Origin of the sequence: Tolumonas auensis DSM 9187, from assembly GCF_000023065.1 — a bacterium.
In the GTDB taxonomy this organism is placed as follows: domain Bacteria; phylum Pseudomonadota; class Gammaproteobacteria; order Enterobacterales; family Aeromonadaceae; genus Tolumonas; species Tolumonas auensis.
Genome location: NC_012691.1, coordinates 2,353,600 through 2,371,792, shown reverse-complemented (window position 1 = coordinate 2,371,792; position 18,193 = coordinate 2,353,600). Strand labels below are relative to the sequence as shown.

At 52.0% G+C, this 18,193-nt stretch carries 15 protein-coding genes and 1 riboswitch; of the genes, 7 read left to right on the top strand and 8 right to left on the bottom strand.

The genetic code is table 11. The features are described from left to right. Positions 1 to 44 precede the first annotated feature (44 nt). From tkt to TOLA_RS10970, 5 genes are all read right to left on the bottom strand, one after another. Positions 45 to 2,045, bottom strand: coding sequence for a transketolase (tkt, locus tag TOLA_RS10990; protein WP_015879231.1), 2,001 nt, complete (start codon positions 2,043 to 2,045; stop codon positions 45 to 47). 225 nt (positions 2,046 to 2,270) lie between these two features. After that, complete coding sequence (tal, locus tag TOLA_RS10985; RefSeq protein WP_015879230.1) at positions 2,271 to 3,224, bottom strand: transaldolase; 954 nt, start codon at positions 3,222 to 3,224, stop codon at positions 2,271 to 2,273. Between the two features lie 207 nt (positions 3,225 to 3,431). Continuing rightward, positions 3,432 to 4,931, bottom strand: coding sequence for an L-arabinose isomerase (araA, locus tag TOLA_RS10980; protein ID WP_015879229.1), 1,500 nt, complete (start codon positions 4,929 to 4,931; stop codon positions 3,432 to 3,434). 17 nt (positions 4,932 to 4,948) lie between these two features. Next, complete coding sequence (locus TOLA_RS10975; protein ID WP_015879228.1) at positions 4,949 to 5,647, bottom strand: L-ribulose-5-phosphate 4-epimerase; 699 nt, start codon at positions 5,645 to 5,647, stop codon at positions 4,949 to 4,951. Continuing rightward, on the bottom strand, positions 5,644 to 7,320 hold the full coding sequence (locus TOLA_RS10970) for a ribulokinase (RefSeq protein ID WP_015879227.1): 1,677 nt from the start codon (positions 7,318 to 7,320) through the stop codon (positions 5,644 to 5,646). Before TOLA_RS10970 ends, TOLA_RS10975 begins: the two co-directional genes overlap by 4 nt. A gap of 367 nt (positions 7,321 to 7,687) precedes the next feature. Here TOLA_RS10970 and TOLA_RS10965 point away from each other — a divergent pair, with 367 nt between their 5' ends. From TOLA_RS10965 to araC, 4 genes are all read left to right on the top strand, one after another. Further along, on the top strand, positions 7,688 to 8,671 hold the full coding sequence (locus TOLA_RS10965; protein ID WP_015879225.1) for an arabinose ABC transporter substrate-binding protein: 984 nt from the start codon (positions 7,688 to 7,690) through the stop codon (positions 8,669 to 8,671). Positions 8,672 to 8,728: 57 nt separating this feature from the next. Further along, positions 8,729 to 10,228, top strand: a complete 1,500-nt coding sequence (araG, locus tag TOLA_RS10960) for an L-arabinose ABC transporter ATP-binding protein AraG (RefSeq protein WP_015879224.1) — start codon at positions 8,729 to 8,731, stop codon at positions 10,226 to 10,228. A gap of 38 nt (positions 10,229 to 10,266) precedes the next feature. Next, positions 10,267 to 11,265: an L-arabinose ABC transporter permease AraH gene (gene araH / locus TOLA_RS10955; RefSeq protein ID WP_015879223.1), complete on the top strand. Its 999-nt coding sequence runs from the start codon at positions 10,267 to 10,269 to the stop codon at positions 11,263 to 11,265. A 187-nt stretch (positions 11,266 to 11,452) separates the two neighbouring features. Beyond that, a complete protein-coding gene (araC, locus tag TOLA_RS10950; RefSeq protein WP_041609521.1) occupies positions 11,453 to 12,364 on the top strand; it encodes an arabinose operon transcriptional regulator AraC in 912 nt (303 codons plus the stop codon). On the opposite strand, the gene TOLA_RS10945 is transcribed toward araC, so the two are convergent. Further along, the gene (locus tag TOLA_RS10945; protein WP_015879221.1) at positions 12,365 to 12,886 is read right to left on the bottom strand and encodes a GNAT family N-acetyltransferase; all 522 of its coding nucleotides are present in this window, start codon (positions 12,884 to 12,886) and stop codon (positions 12,365 to 12,367) included. Positions 12,887 to 12,961: 75 nt separating this feature from the next. Between TOLA_RS10945 and TOLA_RS10940 the strand changes: the two genes are divergently transcribed. After that, positions 12,962 to 13,660 (top strand): AzlC family ABC transporter permease, encoded by a 699-nt coding sequence (locus TOLA_RS10940; protein ID WP_041609860.1) that lies wholly within the window; start codon positions 12,962 to 12,964, stop codon positions 13,658 to 13,660. Beyond that, positions 13,657 to 13,971, top strand: a complete 315-nt coding sequence (locus TOLA_RS10935; protein ID WP_015879219.1) for an AzlD domain-containing protein — start codon at positions 13,657 to 13,659, stop codon at positions 13,969 to 13,971. Before TOLA_RS10940 ends, TOLA_RS10935 begins: the two co-directional genes overlap by 4 nt. A 63-nt stretch (positions 13,972 to 14,034) precedes the next feature. On the opposite strand, the gene lysC is transcribed toward TOLA_RS10935, so the two are convergent. Together lysC and argA are read right to left on the bottom strand one after the other, a co-directional pair. Continuing rightward, a complete protein-coding gene (lysC, locus tag TOLA_RS10930) occupies positions 14,035 to 15,390 on the bottom strand; it encodes a lysine-sensitive aspartokinase 3 (RefSeq protein WP_015879218.1) in 1,356 nt (451 codons plus the stop codon). A gap of 77 nt (positions 15,391 to 15,467) precedes the next feature. Then, positions 15,468 to 15,638, bottom strand: a riboswitch (Lysine riboswitch). A gap of 362 nt (positions 15,639 to 16,000) precedes the next feature. Then, entirely contained in the window at positions 16,001 to 17,329 is a 1,329-nt protein-coding gene (argA, locus tag TOLA_RS10925) for an amino-acid N-acetyltransferase (protein ID WP_015879217.1), read from the bottom strand. 136 nt (positions 17,330 to 17,465) lie between these two features. Between argA and TOLA_RS10920 the strand changes: the two genes are divergently transcribed. Next, complete coding sequence (locus TOLA_RS10920; RefSeq protein ID WP_015879216.1) at positions 17,466 to 18,140, top strand: HAD family hydrolase; 675 nt, start codon at positions 17,466 to 17,468, stop codon at positions 18,138 to 18,140. Positions 18,141 to 18,193: the final 53 nt, after the last annotated feature.

The following is an 18,193-nucleotide window of genomic DNA, read 5'->3' as shown; positions in this document are numbered from 1 at the left end:
AACAAAGCCACCTGTGTCGGTGGCTTTGTTTTATGGGTGAAAAATTAAGCCAGTAATTCGCGAGCTTTACTCAGCACATTCTCATCACTGAAACCAAACAGCTTGAACAGCTGCTCCGCCGGGGCGGATTCACCGAAACTGGTCATGCCAATCACGGTGCCGTCGAGGCCGGTGTAGCGCTGCCAGTAGTCGGCAATGCTCGCTTCAATCGCCAGTCGGGTGCGGACCGCTTTCGGCAGAACTTGCTCTTTGTATTCCGCCGGTTGCTTGTCAAAGCGCTCGGTGCACGGCAGGGAGACCACGCGGACTTTTCTGCCTTCGGCCTGCAATGTGTTGGCAGCGTTAACCGCTAAACCCACTTCCGAACCGGTGGCTATGATGATCAGCTCCGGGGTACCGTCACAATCCAGCAGGGTGTAACCACCGCGTTCAATGTTACTGACCTGTTGGGGTGTTCTTGGCTGTTGGGTCAGCGCCTGGCGGCTGAATATCAGCGCACTCGGGCCATTGGCGCGTTCAATCGCCGCTTTCCACGCCACCGCACTTTCCACCTGATCACACGGACGCCAGGTTTCCATGTTCGGAGTCAGGCGCAAGGAGGCGAGTTGTTCCACCGGCTGGTGGGTCGGGCCGTCTTCACCCAGACCAATCGAGTCATGGGTATACACAAAAATAGTGCGTTGCTTCATCAGCGCGGCCATACGGACTGCGTTGCGGGCGTATTCCATAAACATCAGGAAAGTGCCGCCGTAAGGAATGAAACCGCCGTGCAGAGTCACGCCGTTCATAATCGCCGACATGCCAAACTCACGCACGCCGTAGTGCAGGTAGTTACCCTGCGGCACTTCAGCGCTGACATCTAATGCTGATGTATGACGGGTCAGGTTGGACGGTGCTAAGTCGGCAGAGCCACCTAATAATTCAGGCAGGATTTTCGCGTAGGCATTCAGTGCTTTCTGGCTGGCCTGACGGGAAGCGATATTGGCCGGATTGGCCTGTAAATCTGCGATATAAGCGTTGGCCTGTTCCGCCCAGTTTTGTGGCAGTTTGCCGGTGCTACGGCGCAGCAATTCTGCGGCGAGTTCCGGGTATTCTGCGCGGTAGGCACTGAAATGCTGCTGCCAGCTGGCCTGATGGTGCTGGCCCTGTTCTTTGGCATTCCATGCCTGATAGATATCTTGTGGAATTTCAAACGGCGCATGCGGCCATTTCAGGAACTCACGCACCTTGGTGACTTCGTCTTTACCCAGTGGTGCACCATGACAGTCGTGACTGCCGGATTTATTCGGTGAACCGTAACCGATAATGGTTTTGCAGCAAATCAGCGTTGGCTGCGTGGTATTGGCCTTGGCTTCCTGAATCGCCATCTCGATTTCCTGTGGATTATGCCCATCCACGGAGTCCAGTACCTGCCAGCCATAGGCACGGAAACGCGCCGGGGTATCATCGGTAAACCAGCCATCGACATGACCGTCAATCGAAATACCGTTGTCATCCCAAAACGCAATCAGCTTGCCCAGCTCCAAGGTTCCTGCTAACGAACAGACTTCATGCGAAATCCCTTCCATCAGACAACCATCGCCCATAAAGGCATAGGTGTAGTGGTCAACGATGTCATGGCCGGGTTTATTAAACTGTGCCGCCAGTGTTTTCTCCGCTAAAGCCATACCCACCGCATTGGCAATGCCCTGACCGAGCGGGCCGGTGGTGGTTTCGATACCCGGCGCATAGCCGTATTCCGGATGGCCCGGCGTCTTACTGTGCAGCTGACGGAATTGTTTTAACTCAGCCAGCGGCAGGTCATAACCGGTGAGATGCAGCAGGGAATATAACAGCATAGAACCATGACCGTTGGAGAGTACAAAGCGGTCGCGGTTGATCCAGGTTGGATCAGCCGGGTTATGCTTTAAATGATGACGCCACAGCACTTCGGCGATATCTGCCATCCCCATCGGGGCACCGGGGTGGCCGGAGTTGGCTTGTTGCACGGCATCGACACTGAGCATACGCACGGCATTAGCCAGGGTTTTGGGGTCTAAACTCATTTAGAAAACTCCAGAAATCAGATAAATAGTAAAAAATTAGGGAAGATATCGGCGGTCAGCGTGTCGTTGCAGACGTATTGGCAGAGGTCAGTTATCCCTGTCGGATGACCCTCCGCGCCAAGGATGGCGCGGCGGAGCGTCCATGGATGGATTTACAGCGAGTCAGGAGACAGGGATAACTGTCCGACCCGCTGTACAGGCAATACCGCAAACACACTAAAAAACTTACGCCAACCGCGTTGCCAGCAACTGCTCCAGCTTCACCTGGTCAATCGCAAAGTTACGGATGCCTTCCGCCAGCTTCTCGGTCGCCATCGCATCTTCATTGTGCTGCCAGCGGAACTCCGCTTCGGTCATGGCGACAGGGCGTGGCAGACGCAGACCGTCATCAGCCAGCTGACGTACCAGCTCACCGGACTGCGCTTCCAGATCCTGCAGCAGGTTCGGGCTGATAGTCAGGCGGTCACAACCGGCCAGCGCCAGCACTTCTTCTGCACTGCGGAAGCTTGCGCCCATCACCACGGTGGCATAGCCGTGCTGCTTGTAATACTGATAAATCGCTTTCACCGACTTCACGCCCGGGTCATTGTCGGCGGTATACGACTGGCCGGTTTTGGCCTTGTACCAATCCAGAATACGGCCGACAAACGGTGAAATCAGGAACGCACCGGCTTCGGCACAGGCGCGGGCCTGAGCGAATGAAAACAGCAGCGTCAGATTGCAGTTGATGCCTTCTTTTTCCAGTTGTTCGGCGGCACGGATGCCTTCCCAAGTGGAAGCAATCTTAATCAGCACGCGCGAACGCGGGATGCCCTGATACTCATACAACCCAATCAGCTTGCGGGCTTTTTCGATGGTGGCGGCGGTATCAAAAGAGAGACGGGCATCAACTTCGGTAGAGATACGACCCGGCACATGTTTTAGCACTTCACAGCCAATCGCCACAATCAGACGGTCGGCGGCTTCTTCGACCTGCACGGCGGCATCCGAAGAGAGATGTTTCGCCTGCGCAATCACGCTTTCCAGCAGCGGGGCATATTCCGGGCTGGAAACGGCTTTTAAAATCAGCGATGGGTTAGTGGTGGCATCTTCGGGGGAATACAATTTAATGGCGGGTAATTCGCCAGTGTCGGCGACGACCGTAGTAACGGCACGTAATTGGTTTAACAAACTGCTCACAATAGCTCCTTGTCGCTCTGAAAGGCTATACCCTTCGTACTTGAAGTTGCAGCTGCGTTGACGGCGTTCTCTCACCCCAATCACATAGTCTATCTATGCTCATGGGGATTCATTCTCTTGTCGCCTTGCTGCAACTCCAATTACTTTGGGTATATGTCGAGGTTTATACAAAAGTTATACCCCCGTTAGGTAACGGGGGCGTTAAATTTATTTACAAAGTTTGTAATAGACCTCATTCCAGAGAATTTCTTTCTTCAATTCAGGAATGGTGGTGTTCTCATCAATCAGCAGGAATTCAATACCCATCATTTCTGCGAAGGTACGCAGATACTCGGCATCAACGGCCTGACTGAACACGGAGTGGTGAGCTGCACCAGCCAGGATCCAGGCTTCGGCACCGACTTCCAGATTTGGTTTTGGTTCCCACAAGGCGCAGGCTACCGGCAGTTTTGGTAAGGACTGCGGAAGATCCACCACATCCAGATTGTTCACCACCAGACGGAAACGGTTACCCATATCGATCAGGCTGGCGTTAACGGCTTTGCCGGCTGGAGCAGAGAACAGCAGGCGGGCAGGTGGTGCTTTTTGACCGATACCGAGGCGTTGTACATCCAGCACTGGTTTCTTGCTGGCAATAGAAGGACACACTTCCAGCATGTGAGCACCCAGTACCAGATTGTTACCGTCTTCCAGATGGTAGGTGTAGTCTTCCATAAAGGAGGTGCCGCCAGGCAGACCGGTTCCCATCACTTTCAGTGTTCTGAGCAGCGCGGCTGTTTTCCAGTCACCTTCGCCACCGAAACCATAACCCTGTTGCATCAGACGCTGGCACGCCAGGCCTGGTAACTGATGAATGCCGTAGAGATCTTCAAACGTCGTGGTGAACGCACCGAAACCGCCGTCCTGCAGGAATTTTTTCATTCCCAGTTCCTGACGGGCTGCTTCGTACAGTGACTCGCGATAAGCGCCACCCATTTTGACGGCATCAGTCAGGGTGTAAATGGTTTCATATTCATCCAGCAAAGCGTTGATATCACCGGTGGAGACATCATTGATCACTTTGACCAGATCGCCGACCGGATGGTAATTCACCTGATAGCCGAACTGGATTTGTGCTTCGACTTTATCGCCTTCGGTTACCGCCACATTGCGCATGTTGTCACCGAAACGGGCGACTTTCATCTTACGGCTGTCATAGACCGCGGCGGCAATACGCATCCAGCGGGCAATTTTTTCGTGTGCACCTTTATCTTCCCAGTAGCCAACGACCACGGTACGCGGCAGACGCAGACGGGCACCCATGAAGCCGAACTCACGACCACCGTGTGCGGTCTGGTTCAGGTTCATAAAGTCCATATCGATCTCGCCCCATGGCAGATCTTTGTTGAACTGGGTATGGAATTGCAGCAGTGGTTTATTCAGCTGGCTCAGTGCCGGGATCCACATCTTGGCTGGCGAGAAGGTATGCATCCACACCATGACGCCGACGCACTGCTCACTGTGATTGGCATCGCGGGCGATAGCAGAGATTTCATCCAGCGTCGTACCGGTTGGTTTCAGCACAATTTTCAGTGGCAGGCCGGCTTTTTCATTCAGTTGATTGGTGATGGTCTGCGCATGATCAGCGACTTGTTTCAGGGTTTCTGCGCCATACAGATGCTGACTGCCGACTACAAACCAGACTTCTAACTGTTTTAAAAATTCCATTGTCATTTCCTCGTATTTTATTTGGTGTTTTGACCGTAATAAGCGTTTTTGCCATGTTTGCGCTGGTAATGTTTTTCCAGCATGTAATCGGGCAGTGCAGGAGCCTGCGGATTGAGCTGATGTGTGATCCAGGACATCCGGGCTACTTCTTCCAGCACCACTGCGTTGTGTACTGCGTCATGGGGATCTTTGCCCCAGCTGAACGGACCATGATTGGCAACCAGAATGCCGGGCATGGTCAGTGGCGGTGTATCGTGCAGCGTTTCGACGATCAGATGTCCGGTCAGACCTTCATAGTCTTCGCTGACTTCTGATTCAGATAACAAACGGGTGCAGGGGACGTTACCGTGGAAGTAATCGGCCTGCGTGGTGCCCTGGATCGGGATCGCACGGCGTGCCTGAGCCCAGGCGGTGGCATGCGTGGAGTGGGTATGTACCACACCACCCAGTTCCGGGTAACGGCGGTACATCACCAGATGGGTTGGCGTGTCGGATGATGGACGCAGGTCGCCTTCAACACGGTTGCCATTGAGATCCAGCACCACCAGATCATTGATCCGCATCTTGTCGTAGCTGACGCCACTGGGTTTGATCACGACCAGTCCTCGGTCGCGATCGATACCACTGACATTGCCCCAGGTGAAGGTCACCAGGTCGTAACGGGGCAGGTCGAGATTGGCCTCCAGTACCTGTTGCTTCAGTTGTTGCAGGCTCATGCTGATTTCCCCTCGTTATACAGTGGCTCAGCTGCAGCACCCCATTGCTGATAGCGTTGATACAGCGCTTCGTATTCAACAACTTTCTCTGGTTGCGGCTGATAGGTGCGTTCGATCGCACTGGCCATTTTTTCCTGTGCGGCACCGATGGACGGATAAAGGTCAGCGGCCACGGCAGCAAAAATTGCAGCGCCCAGTGCACAGCATTGATCTGAGGCGACAACCTGGATCGGACGGTTCATCACATCGGCACAGACCTGCATTACAGTCGACGATTTACGGGCAATACCACCCAGTGCGGTGACCTGCTCGACCGGCACCTCCTGACTGGTCATACAATCCATGATGCTGCGGGCACCGAAAGCGGTAGAGGCAATCAGTGAACCGTACAGATCCGGCGCATCACTCCCCAGATTTAAGCCGGTGATGGTGCCTTTCAGTCGCTGGTTCGCGTAAGGCGTACGGCGGCCATTGAACCAGTCGAGCACAACCGGTAAATGCGCCAGATCGACTTGTTTATCCCAGGCCTGAGTCAGGGATGGCAGCATTTGCTGTTTGTAATTTTCCAGCGCGGTTTTCAGTTCCGGATAGGTTTTGGCCAGCTGATCCAGCGGCCAGCTCAGCAGACGCTGATACCAGGCATAAATATCACCGAAAGCGGATTGTCCGGCTTCCAGACCAATCATCCCCGGCACCACACTGCCATCAACCTGTCCGCAGATACCGGCGATTGCACGTTTACCAATGGTTGCGTAGTCCGCGATCAGAATGTCGCAGGTGGAAGTGCCAATCACTTTTACCAGCGTATTCAGGCTGGCTCCGGCACCCACGGCACCCATATGGCAGTCGAAGGCACCACCGGCGATCATGACATCATCAGGCAGATGCAGGCGTGCGGCCCATTCCGACGTGATTTTCCCGACTGGTACATCAGCAGTCCAGGTCTCAGTGAACAGCGGGTAATCCAGATCTTTCGTCAGTAACGGATCTAACGCATTCAGGAAGTCAGCTGGCGGTAATCCACCCCATTCCGGATGCCACAGTGATTTGTGTCCGGCAGAACAGCGGCCACGTTTGATATTTTTCGGTGCCTGTGTGCCGCTCAGCAGCGCAGGAACCCAGTCACACAGCTCGATCCAGTTGCAGGCGGCTTCACGCACGGCTGCATCAGCGCGGGAGACGTGCAGGATCTTCGCCCAGAACCATTCAGAAGAGTACACACCACCGATGTAGCGGCTGTAATCGGCAAATTTTCCGCTGTGACACAGTTCAGTGATCGCTTCTGCTTCCGTAATGGCGGTGTGATCTTTCCACAGAACAAACATCGCATTCGGATTACGGGCGAACTCTTCCCGCAGTGCCAGAACATTACCATCGGCATCAATCGGCGCAGGTGTTGAACCGGTAGTATCTACACCGATCCCCCTGATTGCGGTCCGCTGAGCCGGTTCCAGCAGTGAAACGACTTGCTGAACGGCTTGTTCCATCGATTCGATGTAGTCCAGCGGGTGATGGCGGAATTGGTTATTGATCGCGTCGCAAAATTTGCCTTCGCTCCAGCGTGGGTAATAGACCACGTGGGTGGCCAGCTCGGCACCGTCCCGGCAACGTACGGCTAATGCACGTACGGAGTCGCTGCCGAAGTCCAGACCGATGACGATGTGCTCAGACATGGTGTTCTCCTGAAAAAATAAAAGTAATGGAATGACTGTGATGGAAACCATAGGAGATGTTGGCCATAACCAGTTAGTAATCGGCTGCTGTAAATATGGATATATTTGCTGTCAGGATGGTTTATGGAAGGCAGTTCAAAATTTGATATGTGACGAAATTGCTAAAGATATAGACGAAATAGCTACAATTTTTCTGCGTGATCTACCTCTCTAAATTTTTCCGGGAAAACGATTACAACTAATAGCGTTCAATCAGCGAAGTCGATAAACATCTGTTTTAGCTTGCTGTTTTTCGGATTTAAACCAACACACTCAATTGAATCATCAAATAATTGAACTTATTGATACAACAGCTGGAGACATTGCCATGAATAAAATGGTTAAAAATCTAATCGTTGCAGGTTTGGCGCTTGGTATAGCAAATACTGCTTTTGCTGAAGAAAAGCTGAAGTTGGGATTTTTGGTAAAACAGCCGGAAGAGCCTTGGTTCCAGACCGAATGGGCTTTTGCGGATAAAGCAGGTCAGGATCTGAATTTTGACGTGATCAAGATTGCAGTACCGGATGGTGAAAAAACACTGAACGCTATCGACAGCCTGGCGGCAAACGGGGCGAAAGGCTTCGTCATCTGCACACCGGATCCAAAGTTAGGCCCGGCGATTATGGCCAAGGCGAAGAGCATGGATCTGAAAGTCATTACTGTTGATGACCAGTTTGTGAATGCCAAAGGCAATCCAATGACGGATGTTCCGCTGGTGATGATGGCAGCGACCAAAATCGGTGAACGTCAGGGTCAGGAACTTTACAAAGAGATGACTAACCGCAAATGGGATGTGAAAGAAACCGGCGTGTTAGCGATCACTGCTGATGAACTGGATACCGCACGTCGTCGTGTAGAAGGTTCTCTGAGCGCGCTGAAAGCGGCTGGCTTCCCTGAAGCACAGATTTTTAGTGTACCAACCAAAGCCAATGATATTCCTGGTGCACTGGATGCGGCGAACTCCATGCTGGTACAGCATCCTGACGTGAAAAACTGGCTGATTGTCGGTATGAACGACAACACCGTATTAGGTGGTGTGCGTGCGACTGAAGGTCAGGGCTTTAAGGCTGCCAATGTGATTGGTATCGGTATCAATGGTGTTGATGCGGTGAACGAACTGTCTAAAACCAGCGCTACCGGCTTCTTCGGTTCTCTGCTGCCAAGTCCGGACATTCACGGTTACAAGAGCATTCAGATGCTGAACGACTGGGTAGTGAACGGCGTTGAACCAGCGAAATTCACTGAAGTTACCGACGTGGTGCTGATCACTCGTGACAACTTCAAAGTTGAGCTGCAGAAAAAAGGTCTGTAATCGGAATCAATAAGCTCCGGCATGGGTTGTCCCCCATGCCGGGCGCGGAGTGAAAAAATGAATCAGTCAGTCCCTTATCTGGAATTTTGCGGCATCAGCAAGGAATTTCCCGGCGTGAAAGCACTGCAGAATGTCTCCTTCTCCTGCCGCGAAGGAACCGTGCATGCACTGATGGGTGAAAACGGTGCCGGTAAATCCACTTTACTGAAAATTCTCAGTGGTTTTCAGGCACCGTCTAATGGCGTCATCAAATTGGGTGGCACGGAAAAGGCGTTCCAGAATACGGTGGACGCACTGGAAAGCGGTATTGCCATCATTTATCAGGAGCTGCACCTGGTCCCGGAAATGACCATTGCAGAAAACATTTATCTGGGTCAGCTGCCGACTAAGCATGGCTTCATTGATAAAGAAAAACTTTATCAGGATGCAGCTCGCCAGCTCGCTCGTTTGGGTATGGATGTTTCACCGGAAACCCCGCTGAAATATCTCTCTCTCGGACAATGGCAAATGGTCGAAATCGCCAAAGCGCTGACACGCGACGCGCGGGTGATTGCCTTCGATGAACCGACCAGCAGCCTTTCGTCCCGTGAAATTGAACAGTTATTCCGCGTCATCCGCCAGTTGCGGGATGAAGGGAAAGTCATCCTGTACGTCTCGCATCGTATGGATGAAATCTTCGAACTCTGTGACGCCATCACCGTGTTCAAGGATGGACAATTCGTCCGCACCTTTGAATCAATGCAGGAAGTGGATCGTGATCTGCTGGTGAAAACCATGGTGGGACGCGATTTAACCGACATCTACGGCTATGAGCCACGTCCGCTGGGTGACATGGGGTTAGAAGTAAAAAATCTGATGGGGCCGGGCTTGAAAGAACCGGTGTCATTCCATGTCAAACGCGGTGAAATCCTGGGGATTTTTGGTCTGGTTGGTGCCGGGCGCAGCGAGATGATGAAACTCATCTTTGGTGCGGACAAGATGGTTTCCGGCGAGATCTCGGTATTTGGCAAACAGGTGCCGATCCGTAATCCGATTGATGCGATCCACAGCGGCATCATGCTCTGTACCGAAGACCGTAAGGCGCTCGGGATCATCCCGATCCACTCGGTGCAGGAAAACATCAATATCAGTGCCCGTCGGCATAAGGCGCGTGGCGGCTTCATCATCAATCAGAAATGGGAAGATGAGAACGCCCGGCTGCGTATCCGCGATATGCGCGTGAAAACGCCCTCGCCACAGCAGGCCATTATGAATCTGTCCGGTGGTAATCAGCAGAAAGCCATTCTGGGCCGCTGGCTGTCGGAAGACATGAAAGTGATTTTGCTCGACGAACCAACCCGCGGTATCGACGTCGGTGCCAAAAATGAAATCTATAACGTGATTTACGATCTGGCCAAATCCGGTATCGCCGTGGTGGTGGTGTCCAGTGAGTTGCCAGAAGTTCTGGGCGTCTCGGATCGCATCATGGTCATGCGTGAAGGAAGGGTATCCGGCGAACTGCTGCATACCGATGCCAATGAAGTGAAAGCCCTGCATCTGGCTATGCCAGCCAGATAATAACCGGTTTTGGATTTGAGATAACGAGGAGTTTTACCATGGCAATAACCACTGCTGCACAAACAACAGCAAAAAAAGAGACAAGTAGCTCAGGGCTGCAACTCGCCCGCATATGGGACCAATACGGCATGCTGGTGATTTTCGCCATCCTGTTCCTGCTGGCCAGTGTGCTGATTCCGAACTTTGCCAGCCTGATCAATATGAAAGGGCTGGGTCTGGCAGTTTCAATGTCCGGCATGGTTGCCTGCGGCATGCTGTTCTGTCTGGCATCCGGTGAATTCGATATGTCCGTGGGATCTATCGTAGCCTGTTCCGGTGTTACCTGTGCTGTCGCCATTAATGCGACCGAAAGTATCACCATGGGTGTGCTGGCCGGTTTGGGCGTCGGCGCACTGTTCGGCCTGATCAACGGTATCGTCGTGGCGAAGTTCAAGATCAACGCCCTGATCACCACACTGGCTACTATGCAGATGGCGCGCGGGATGGGTTATATCATCTCTGATGGTAAAGCGGTCGGTATTGTGGAAGAAAGTTTCTTTGATATCGGTAACTCTGCCATGTTCGGTATTCCGACACCGGTCTGGATCACGGCAGTCTGCTTCGTGATTTTCGGTCTGCTGCTGAACAAAACCACCTTTGGACGTAATACGCTGTCGATGGGGGGTAACGAAGAAGCTTCGCGTCTGGCGGGTGTAAACGTAGTCCGTACCAAGATCATCATCTTTACCATGACCGGTCTGATCTCTGCACTGGCCGGCATCATTCTGGCGTCCCGTATGACGTCCGGTCAGCCAATGACTTCCATCGGCTTCGAACTGATTGTTATCTCCTCCTGCGTACTGGGCGGGGTTTCCATGAAAGGTGGTATCGGTAAGATCTCTTACGTGATTGCCGGTGTGCTGATCCTCGGTCTGATGGAAAACGCCATGAACCTGCTGAATATCTCTCCGTTCGCACAGTATGTGGTGCGTGGTCTGATCCTGCTGGCTGCCGTACTGTTCGACCGTTACAAACAAGTTCGCAAAGCACGTGTTTAGTGTTCACCCCAGAACACATTTTGTTGGCCAGCGGCAACGCTGGCTTTTTTTCCTTCAGAGGCATTGCGATGGTATCAACCAACAAATGGTAACGTTTACATAAAGAACTTGAACATTTGTGATCGAATTCACTTCCTCAGTGGATTTATCTCCGTCGGATGCAACAAATTAGTGGTGGCTGAATACAATGCACAGAGCTGACTTTTTTACCGAGAAGCTATTTTCCGCTATGTCCACCATGCAAAAAGATAAACCTAAACAGCTGAATCCGTTGCTGCCGGGCTATGCGTTTGATGTGTTCCTGGTTTCAGGAATGACGCCAATAGAAAAAAACAGTGCACTGGATTTTGTCATTGATCGTCCGAATGGCATGAAAGGTTACATCATTAACCTGACGGTCAAAGGGAAGGGTAAGATTTTTTCCGGAGAGAAGGAGTTTACTGTCGAACCGGGTGATCTGCTGTTATTTCCGCCGGAAGCAGTACATTACTACGGCCGTGCAGACGACAGTGATGAATGGTATCACCGCTGGGTCTATTTCCGACCCCGGGCTTATTGGGCTGACTGGCTGAAATGGCCACATGAGGTGGAAAAGGTCGGGCGCATTACATTGCCGGATTCACATCTGGCGGATGAGTTCGATAGCCTTTTTCTGGGGATCGAAGAAACACATAAAGAGATCCGTCCAATGTCAGAACAGCTGGCGATGAATCTGCTGGAGCGGTTACTGATCCGTTGCTATGAGATCTCGTCGCTGGCCGATCATACGCCGATGGATCACCGTATTCTGGAGGCTTGTCAGATATTAAGCGCGTCACTTTCAGCAGAGATCACGATTGAGGCATTGGCAGAGCAGGTGTTTTTGTCACCCTCGAGACTGGCGCATCTGTTCCGTGAACAGGTCGGGGTCAGCATTGTGCGCTGGCGCGAAGATCAGCGGATCATCCGCGCCAAACTATTGCTGCAGACTACCCCCATGCCGGTTGCAGTCATCGGTCAGCAGGTGGGGTATGACGATCAGCTCTATTTTTCCCGGGTGTTTAAAAAGCGGGTCGGGGTCAGCCCGAGCGAATACCGCAAGAACGCCAGCCCGCTCTGATTAACCATCCACCGGGTGTGCAGGCGTTGGCAGCAACAACTGATAAAAGGCCAGATCGAGCCAGTCGCCAAACTTGAAGCCGGCATGACGGATGGTACCGGCATGCACAAAGCCCAGTTTTTCATGCAGTGCAATGCTGGCCTGATTGCTGGCATCAATGCTGCCAATCAGTGTGTGATAATTCTGCTCTTTCGCTAAGGCAACAAGGCGCAGCATCAGAATGTTTGCAATGCCTTTGCCACGATGAGCCTTAGCGACATACACCGAATGCTCTAATGTGTATTTGTTGGCCGGGTAGGCACGGAAGCTGCCATAACTGGCAAAGCCCATCAGTTCCCCCTGCGCATTTTCGATGCCGATCACCGGATAGTTACCGGTCTCTTTATTTTTAAACCAGGTAACCATGTTTTCCATGGTGCGGGCCTGATAATCATACAGCGCAGTGGAGTGCAGAATGGCATCGTTGAAGATGGCAAGAATCGCGGCGGCATGCCGCTCATAACTACATTGAATTATTTGCATGAGAAAGTGGGTTATACCGGAATTGCGATGAATGATAGCATAAGTGCATTCTTGTTAGCGGTATGTAAAAACGTAATGTCTTATTCAAAATGGAATTTATTTCGCAAGGGCTGGATTGATACTTTGCCGCTGGTGGTGGCCGCCGCCCCGTTTGGCGTGCTGTATGGCGCACTGGCGATCGATAATGGCTTAAGTTTCTGGTCGGTGTTGGGCATGTCACTCATGGTTTATGCCGGTGCCTCGCAATTTATTGCCGTGACTTTACTGGCTTCTGCAACCGCATTTCCTGTTATCTGCCTGACGGTGTTTATCGTCAATCTGCGGCACATGCTCTATGCCGCCACGTTGATGCCGCATGTGCGGGAAATATCACTGCCTCGTCGTACATTAATGGCTTTCTGGCTCACCGATGAAACCTTTGCCGTGGTCAGTCAGCGTCTGCAGACCGAAGTGCAGCGCGGTGAACTGGTCTGGTATTACCTGGGCTCAGCGCTGTTTATGTATTCCAACTGGGCATTGTGTACGCTGGTCGGTATCACGTTGGGCCGTCAGTTGCCGAACATGACGGAGTGGGGGCTGGATGTCGCCATGGTGGTGGCGTTTGTCAGTATTGTGGTACCGGCATTGAAGAAATTCCCGCAATGGGCCTGTGCTGCTGTGGCGGTGGTGTGCAGTATTCTGATGCGCGACTGGCCGAATCAGAGCGGGCTGATGGTCGCCTCGTTGCTGGCGGTGGTAACCGGTATGGTGCTGGAAAAAGGAATGAAGAAATGAATCACTGGACATTGATCATCGGCATGATGCTGGTGACCTTCCTGCCGCGCTATTTACCTTTACTGCTGGCCGGAAAGATGGAATTTCCGGAGTGGCTGGAACGTGCTTTCAACTATGTACCAATTGCGGTGCTGAGCGCCATCATCGCGCAAACTACGCTGATCCATGACGGAGCCGTGCAGCTGACCTGGAACAATGCGCATCTGATTGCGGCGCTGGTGGCTTTTGTGGTTGCACTGAAATGTCGTCAGCAGTTAGTTGTGATCAGCTGTGGCTTATTGGCCTTTGGGTTGATGCGCTGGTGGTTTTGATTTGACATGAAAAAGAATGCCGGCATTTCGCCGGCATTTTTGTCTGATTGCGTTAGCGGAAAATTATTTTCCCAGCAAACGCTGATGCAGTTTCTGCACTACCAGCGAAGCATCTGATTCCGGAACCAGGAAGCAGAGGTTGTGGGTGCTGGCACCGTAGCAGATCATGCGTACGTTATGTTCGCTGACCGCATCGAATACCTGAGTACCCACGCCATTCACTTCGCTCATGCGGTTACCGATCAGCGCAACCAGCGCCAGATCGTTTTCCACTTTCACTTTACAGAATGCATTCAGTTCGTCCAATACTCCGTCATGCAGCACAGAACGACCGGTAGATGAGCTACCGGTTTGATCCAGGGTGATCGCCACGCTAACTTCAGAGGTCGTGATCAGATCAACCGAGATGCCGTGTTTCGCCAGAATCGAGAATACCTGCGCCAGGAAACCGCAGGCATGCAGCATGTTCGGGCTGTGCAGGGTCAGCAGGATCTGGTTACGGCGTAATGTGACTGCACGGAACAGCGGGCTGGATTCAGTGGTGTCGCGCACCCAGGTACCGCCGGCTGAAGGTTCTTTACTGGAACCAACGAATACCGGAATACCTTTACGCACTGCCGGTTGCAGCGTCGCCGGATGCAGTACTTTGGCACCGAAGGTCGCCATTTCAGCGGCTTCAGAGAACGTGATTTCCGGGATTGGATGCGCTTCTTTTACCAGTCGTGGATCGGTGGTGTAGATACCCGGTACGTCAGTCCAGATCTCCAGCTCGTCAACACCCAGCGCTTCTGCCAGCAGTGCCGCACTGAAATCGCTGCCACCACGGCCCAGCGTGGTTGTCTGACCGTCAGCGTTAGCACCGATAAAGCCCTGAGTGATCACGATATGATCTTTCAGCAGCGGAGCCATGTCCTGCTGCGCCAGATTATGGATCGCTTCAATTGCCGGAGTGGCACGGCCAAAGCGGCTGTCAGTACGCATGATTTTACGCACGTCAAACCATACGGCTTTATGACCCAGCTGATTCATCATTTCGGTAAACAAGCGGGTAGACATCAGTTCACCCTGTGCCACCAGACGATCTTCCAGTGCAGCATCGCTGTTCTGGGTTGCTTGGCGTGCCATGTCAGCAATCTCTTTTAAAATGCCATCCATGGTTTCGCGCAGCAGGGAAGGGTTACCTAATTCACTCAGAATATTGTCCTGAATGGTTTTCAGTTTTTTCAGGTGAATTTCCTGCTCGGCAGCAGATAAAGTTCCGCGCGCCAGATCAACTAGCAGGTTGGTTACACCAGAGCTGGCGCTCAGCACCACCACACGGGTGTTAGCAGTTTGGGTAACGATGGCTGCGCAACGGCGCATGGCTTCGGCATCGGCGACACTTGTGCCACCAAATTTAGCAACAGTAACCTTGCTCACGGGCTCTCCTTGAATAAGCAGGTATAACAAACTGATACAACGAAGGTGCAACTTGTGCGGCAGGAAGGGAATTCTTTCCAGCCAGAAGCGCTCCACCCTCAGGTGACAGCCCGGAGGATTCAGCCCCCGCAGCCGACAAACAACATCGCCAAAGATGATGGTTATCTCGGCGTTACACCCCCTGACTGACCTTCAACGGTTTTGGCACCTGTTGTCAGCGACCTGGGTAACGCTCCTCTTCTGGCCCCATTTAACGTATCAGCCGATGGCAAATTCCATGCGCATCTGAGCTGTGTCCAATGGGGTGCAAATTTATGCATTTGCCCGCCTATTCTAACAGGCGAACACCAAAAAGGGGAATCCTTACTGCACGATCAGAGGTAAACAAAAATAAATATTGAATGATTTCAGTGCTTTTTGTGAGGGGGAAGTGTGATGAAGGTTTTACTTTATGTTAATGGCGGGTAACGAGTGCAACAAACTGTGACGACTGACACGAACCACTATGGGGCAAGTTGATAGATTGCGCTCCGTGGAAACCAGAAATCTCCATTGCCAAACCGGGGCCGGACTATTTTACGGCCCCGTCTTTTTTTGCTTCTTTTACTTCTTACAAATCTTTCATCAGAATTTTTGAACGGCGCTGGTAGTTATACAGGCGTTGTTTTTCCATTGGCAACGCGCTGACTTCGACGTGCTCGAATCCGCGTTCACGGAACCAGTGGATTGAACGGGTCGTCAGTACAAACAGCTTTTTGATATTTTTGGAACGAGCCAGATCTTCAATCTGAGAAACCATCCGATCGCCGCGGTTCGAGCTGCGGTATTCCGGATGAACGGCGACACACGCCATCTCTGCCATCGCTTCTTCCGGGAACGGGTACAGCGCTGCACATGCGATGATCATCCCGTCACGCTCAATGATGAAGAAGTTATCAATCTGCATTTCCAGCTGTTCGCGGGAACGCTTAACCAGAATGCCTTCAGCTTCCAGCGGACGGATCAGATCCATAATGCCGCCGATATCATCAATCGTCGCCTGACGTGCCTGTTCAGCACTGTGACGAACAATCTGCGTACCGATACCATCACGGGTAAACAGTTCCTGCACCAGCGCACCATCTTCACGATAACTGACCAGGTGGCTGCGGGAAACGCCAGAGCGGCAGGCAGCAATTGCAGCACGGAAATAACGTGCGGTACCTGAACTGTCATCGCCCAGTTCTTCCAGGCGGGTTAAATATTCTTCAGCCTGTTCAGGGAACAGTTCTGCCACCACCTCGCCATCATCGTTGATAACGCCCTGATGAGAACAGAATGAAATGAGCTTGTCTGCCTTGAGTGCGATGGCAACTTTAGCCGAGACTTCTTCAGAGCTGACGCTGAAGCTTTCACCGGTCACCGAGAAACCAAGTGGTGAAATCAGCACAATATTCTGCTGATCCAGCTGACGTTTGATGCCATCGGCATCGACGCGGCGTACGCGGCCGCCATGAAAGTAGTCAACACCTTCATCGACACCTAATGGCTGCGATGTCACGAAATTGCCACTGACCACGTTCAGGTTAGCGCCTGCCATCGGGGTATTGATCAGCCCCATCGACATTTTCGCCATGATATCCAGCTGCAAACCACCACAGACTTGTTTGATGACACTGAATGTTTCATCATCAGTTACGCGAACATGCTTATGAAAACGCAGCGGGATATTATCCTGAATCAGTGCAGCATCAATTTGTGGACGGGCACCAAAAACCAGTACCAGCCTGATCCCCAAACTATGTAATAGTGCAATATCCGCAATCAGTGATGAAAAGTTTTCGTCAGCAATGGTTTCGCCACTCAGCATGATAACGAATGTAGAACCACGGTGATGGTTTACATAAGGGGTAGAATGACGAAACGCATGAACCAGCATCGCATCTCTTTCGCGTACCATAGTCGGTAATGTCCTAACATCAAAAGTAGCGCTATGATCGTGAAAAACAACGCTGGCATCAAGTATAAATAATCATATTTTTTGATTTTTTATGTATTCTGCGGGTTGCGGGAAATAAATATGAGGGGACAGAAAAATGGTAAAAGCGATCTGTTTTGATTTTGACGGCACGCTGGTGGATTCCGAGCATCTGCATTATGCCTCATGGCAGGCGGAATTGCAGCCGTTTGGCTGTTCGCTGGAAAAAAGCCGGTATATGGCACAGTTCTCAGGGGTGTCTACTTACGCGACTGCAGAAACACTCATCCGTGACTATCAGTTGCCGATTACGATTGAGCAGCTAATGGATAAGAAAACGGCCCGTTTTCTCGCTTTATTGCAGACTGAATTGCCGGTACCGATGCCCGGCGCGGAAGCTTTGCTGCAAAAAATACAGCAAACAGAACTGGCCATGGCGCTGGTGACAGGATCATACCGGTGTGAAATCGAACCGGTGCTGGATAATCTGGGCTGGCGTGATTTCTTCCCGCTGATTGTTACCCGTGATGATGTACAACATGCCAAACCGCATCCTGAGCCGTATCTGACCGCGCTTGAACGGTTAAATCTCTCTGCTGCTGAATGTCTGGCGCTGGAAGATTCACCGACCGGTATCCGCAGTGCGCATGACGCGGGGCTTACTGTTTTAGCCGTTACGACGGTGCACACTACGCTGTCTGCGGATGTCGGTTACAGCGCGATTTTTTATTCGCTGCAGGAAGTGGGAGAGCATGTCAGACAACTGGTTTCAGCGTCGTTTGCTAAAGAATGATGTCACTGCTTTATCTACTTTGCAGAATCAGTCAGATATCACATTAAAAAGTT

Bases quoted from the DNA above. Each gene is read 5' to 3' on its own strand.
- araH (WP_015879223.1), top strand. From the start codon at position 10,267: ATGGCAATAACCACTGCTGCACAAACAACAGCAAAAAAAGAGACAAGT.
- araC (WP_041609521.1), top strand. From the start codon at position 11,453: ATGCACAGAGCTGACTTTTTTACCGAGAAGCTATTTTCCGCTATGTCC.
- TOLA_RS10935 (WP_015879219.1), top strand. From the start codon at position 13,657: ATGAATCACTGGACATTGATCATCGGCATGATGCTGGTGACCTTCCTG.
- TOLA_RS10975 (WP_015879228.1), bottom strand. From the start codon at position 5,647: ATGAGCCTGCAACAACTGAAGCAACAGGTACTGGAGGCCAATCTCGAC.
- araA (WP_015879229.1), bottom strand. From the start codon at position 4,931: ATGGAATTTTTAAAACAGTTAGAAGTCTGGTTTGTAGTCGGCAGTCAG.
- TOLA_RS10940 (WP_041609860.1), top strand. From the start codon at position 12,962: ATGTCTTATTCAAAATGGAATTTATTTCGCAAGGGCTGGATTGATACT.
- TOLA_RS10920 (WP_015879216.1), top strand. From the start codon at position 17,466: ATGGTAAAAGCGATCTGTTTTGATTTTGACGGCACGCTGGTGGATTCC.
- TOLA_RS10965 (WP_015879225.1), top strand. From the start codon at position 7,688: ATGAATAAAATGGTTAAAAATCTAATCGTTGCAGGTTTGGCGCTTGGT.
- tkt (WP_015879231.1), bottom strand. From the start codon at position 2,045: ATGAGTTTAGACCCCAAAACCCTGGCTAATGCCGTGCGTATGCTCAGT.
- araG (WP_015879224.1), top strand. From the start codon at position 8,729: ATGAATCAGTCAGTCCCTTATCTGGAATTTTGCGGCATCAGCAAGGAA.
- TOLA_RS10970 (WP_015879227.1), bottom strand. From the start codon at position 7,320: ATGTCTGAGCACATCGTCATCGGTCTGGACTTCGGCAGCGACTCCGTA.
- argA (WP_015879217.1), bottom strand. From the start codon at position 17,329: ATGGTACGCGAAAGAGATGCGATGCTGGTTCATGCGTTTCGTCATTCT.
- TOLA_RS10945 (WP_015879221.1), bottom strand. From the start codon at position 12,886: ATGCAAATAATTCAATGTAGTTATGAGCGGCATGCCGCCGCGATTCTT.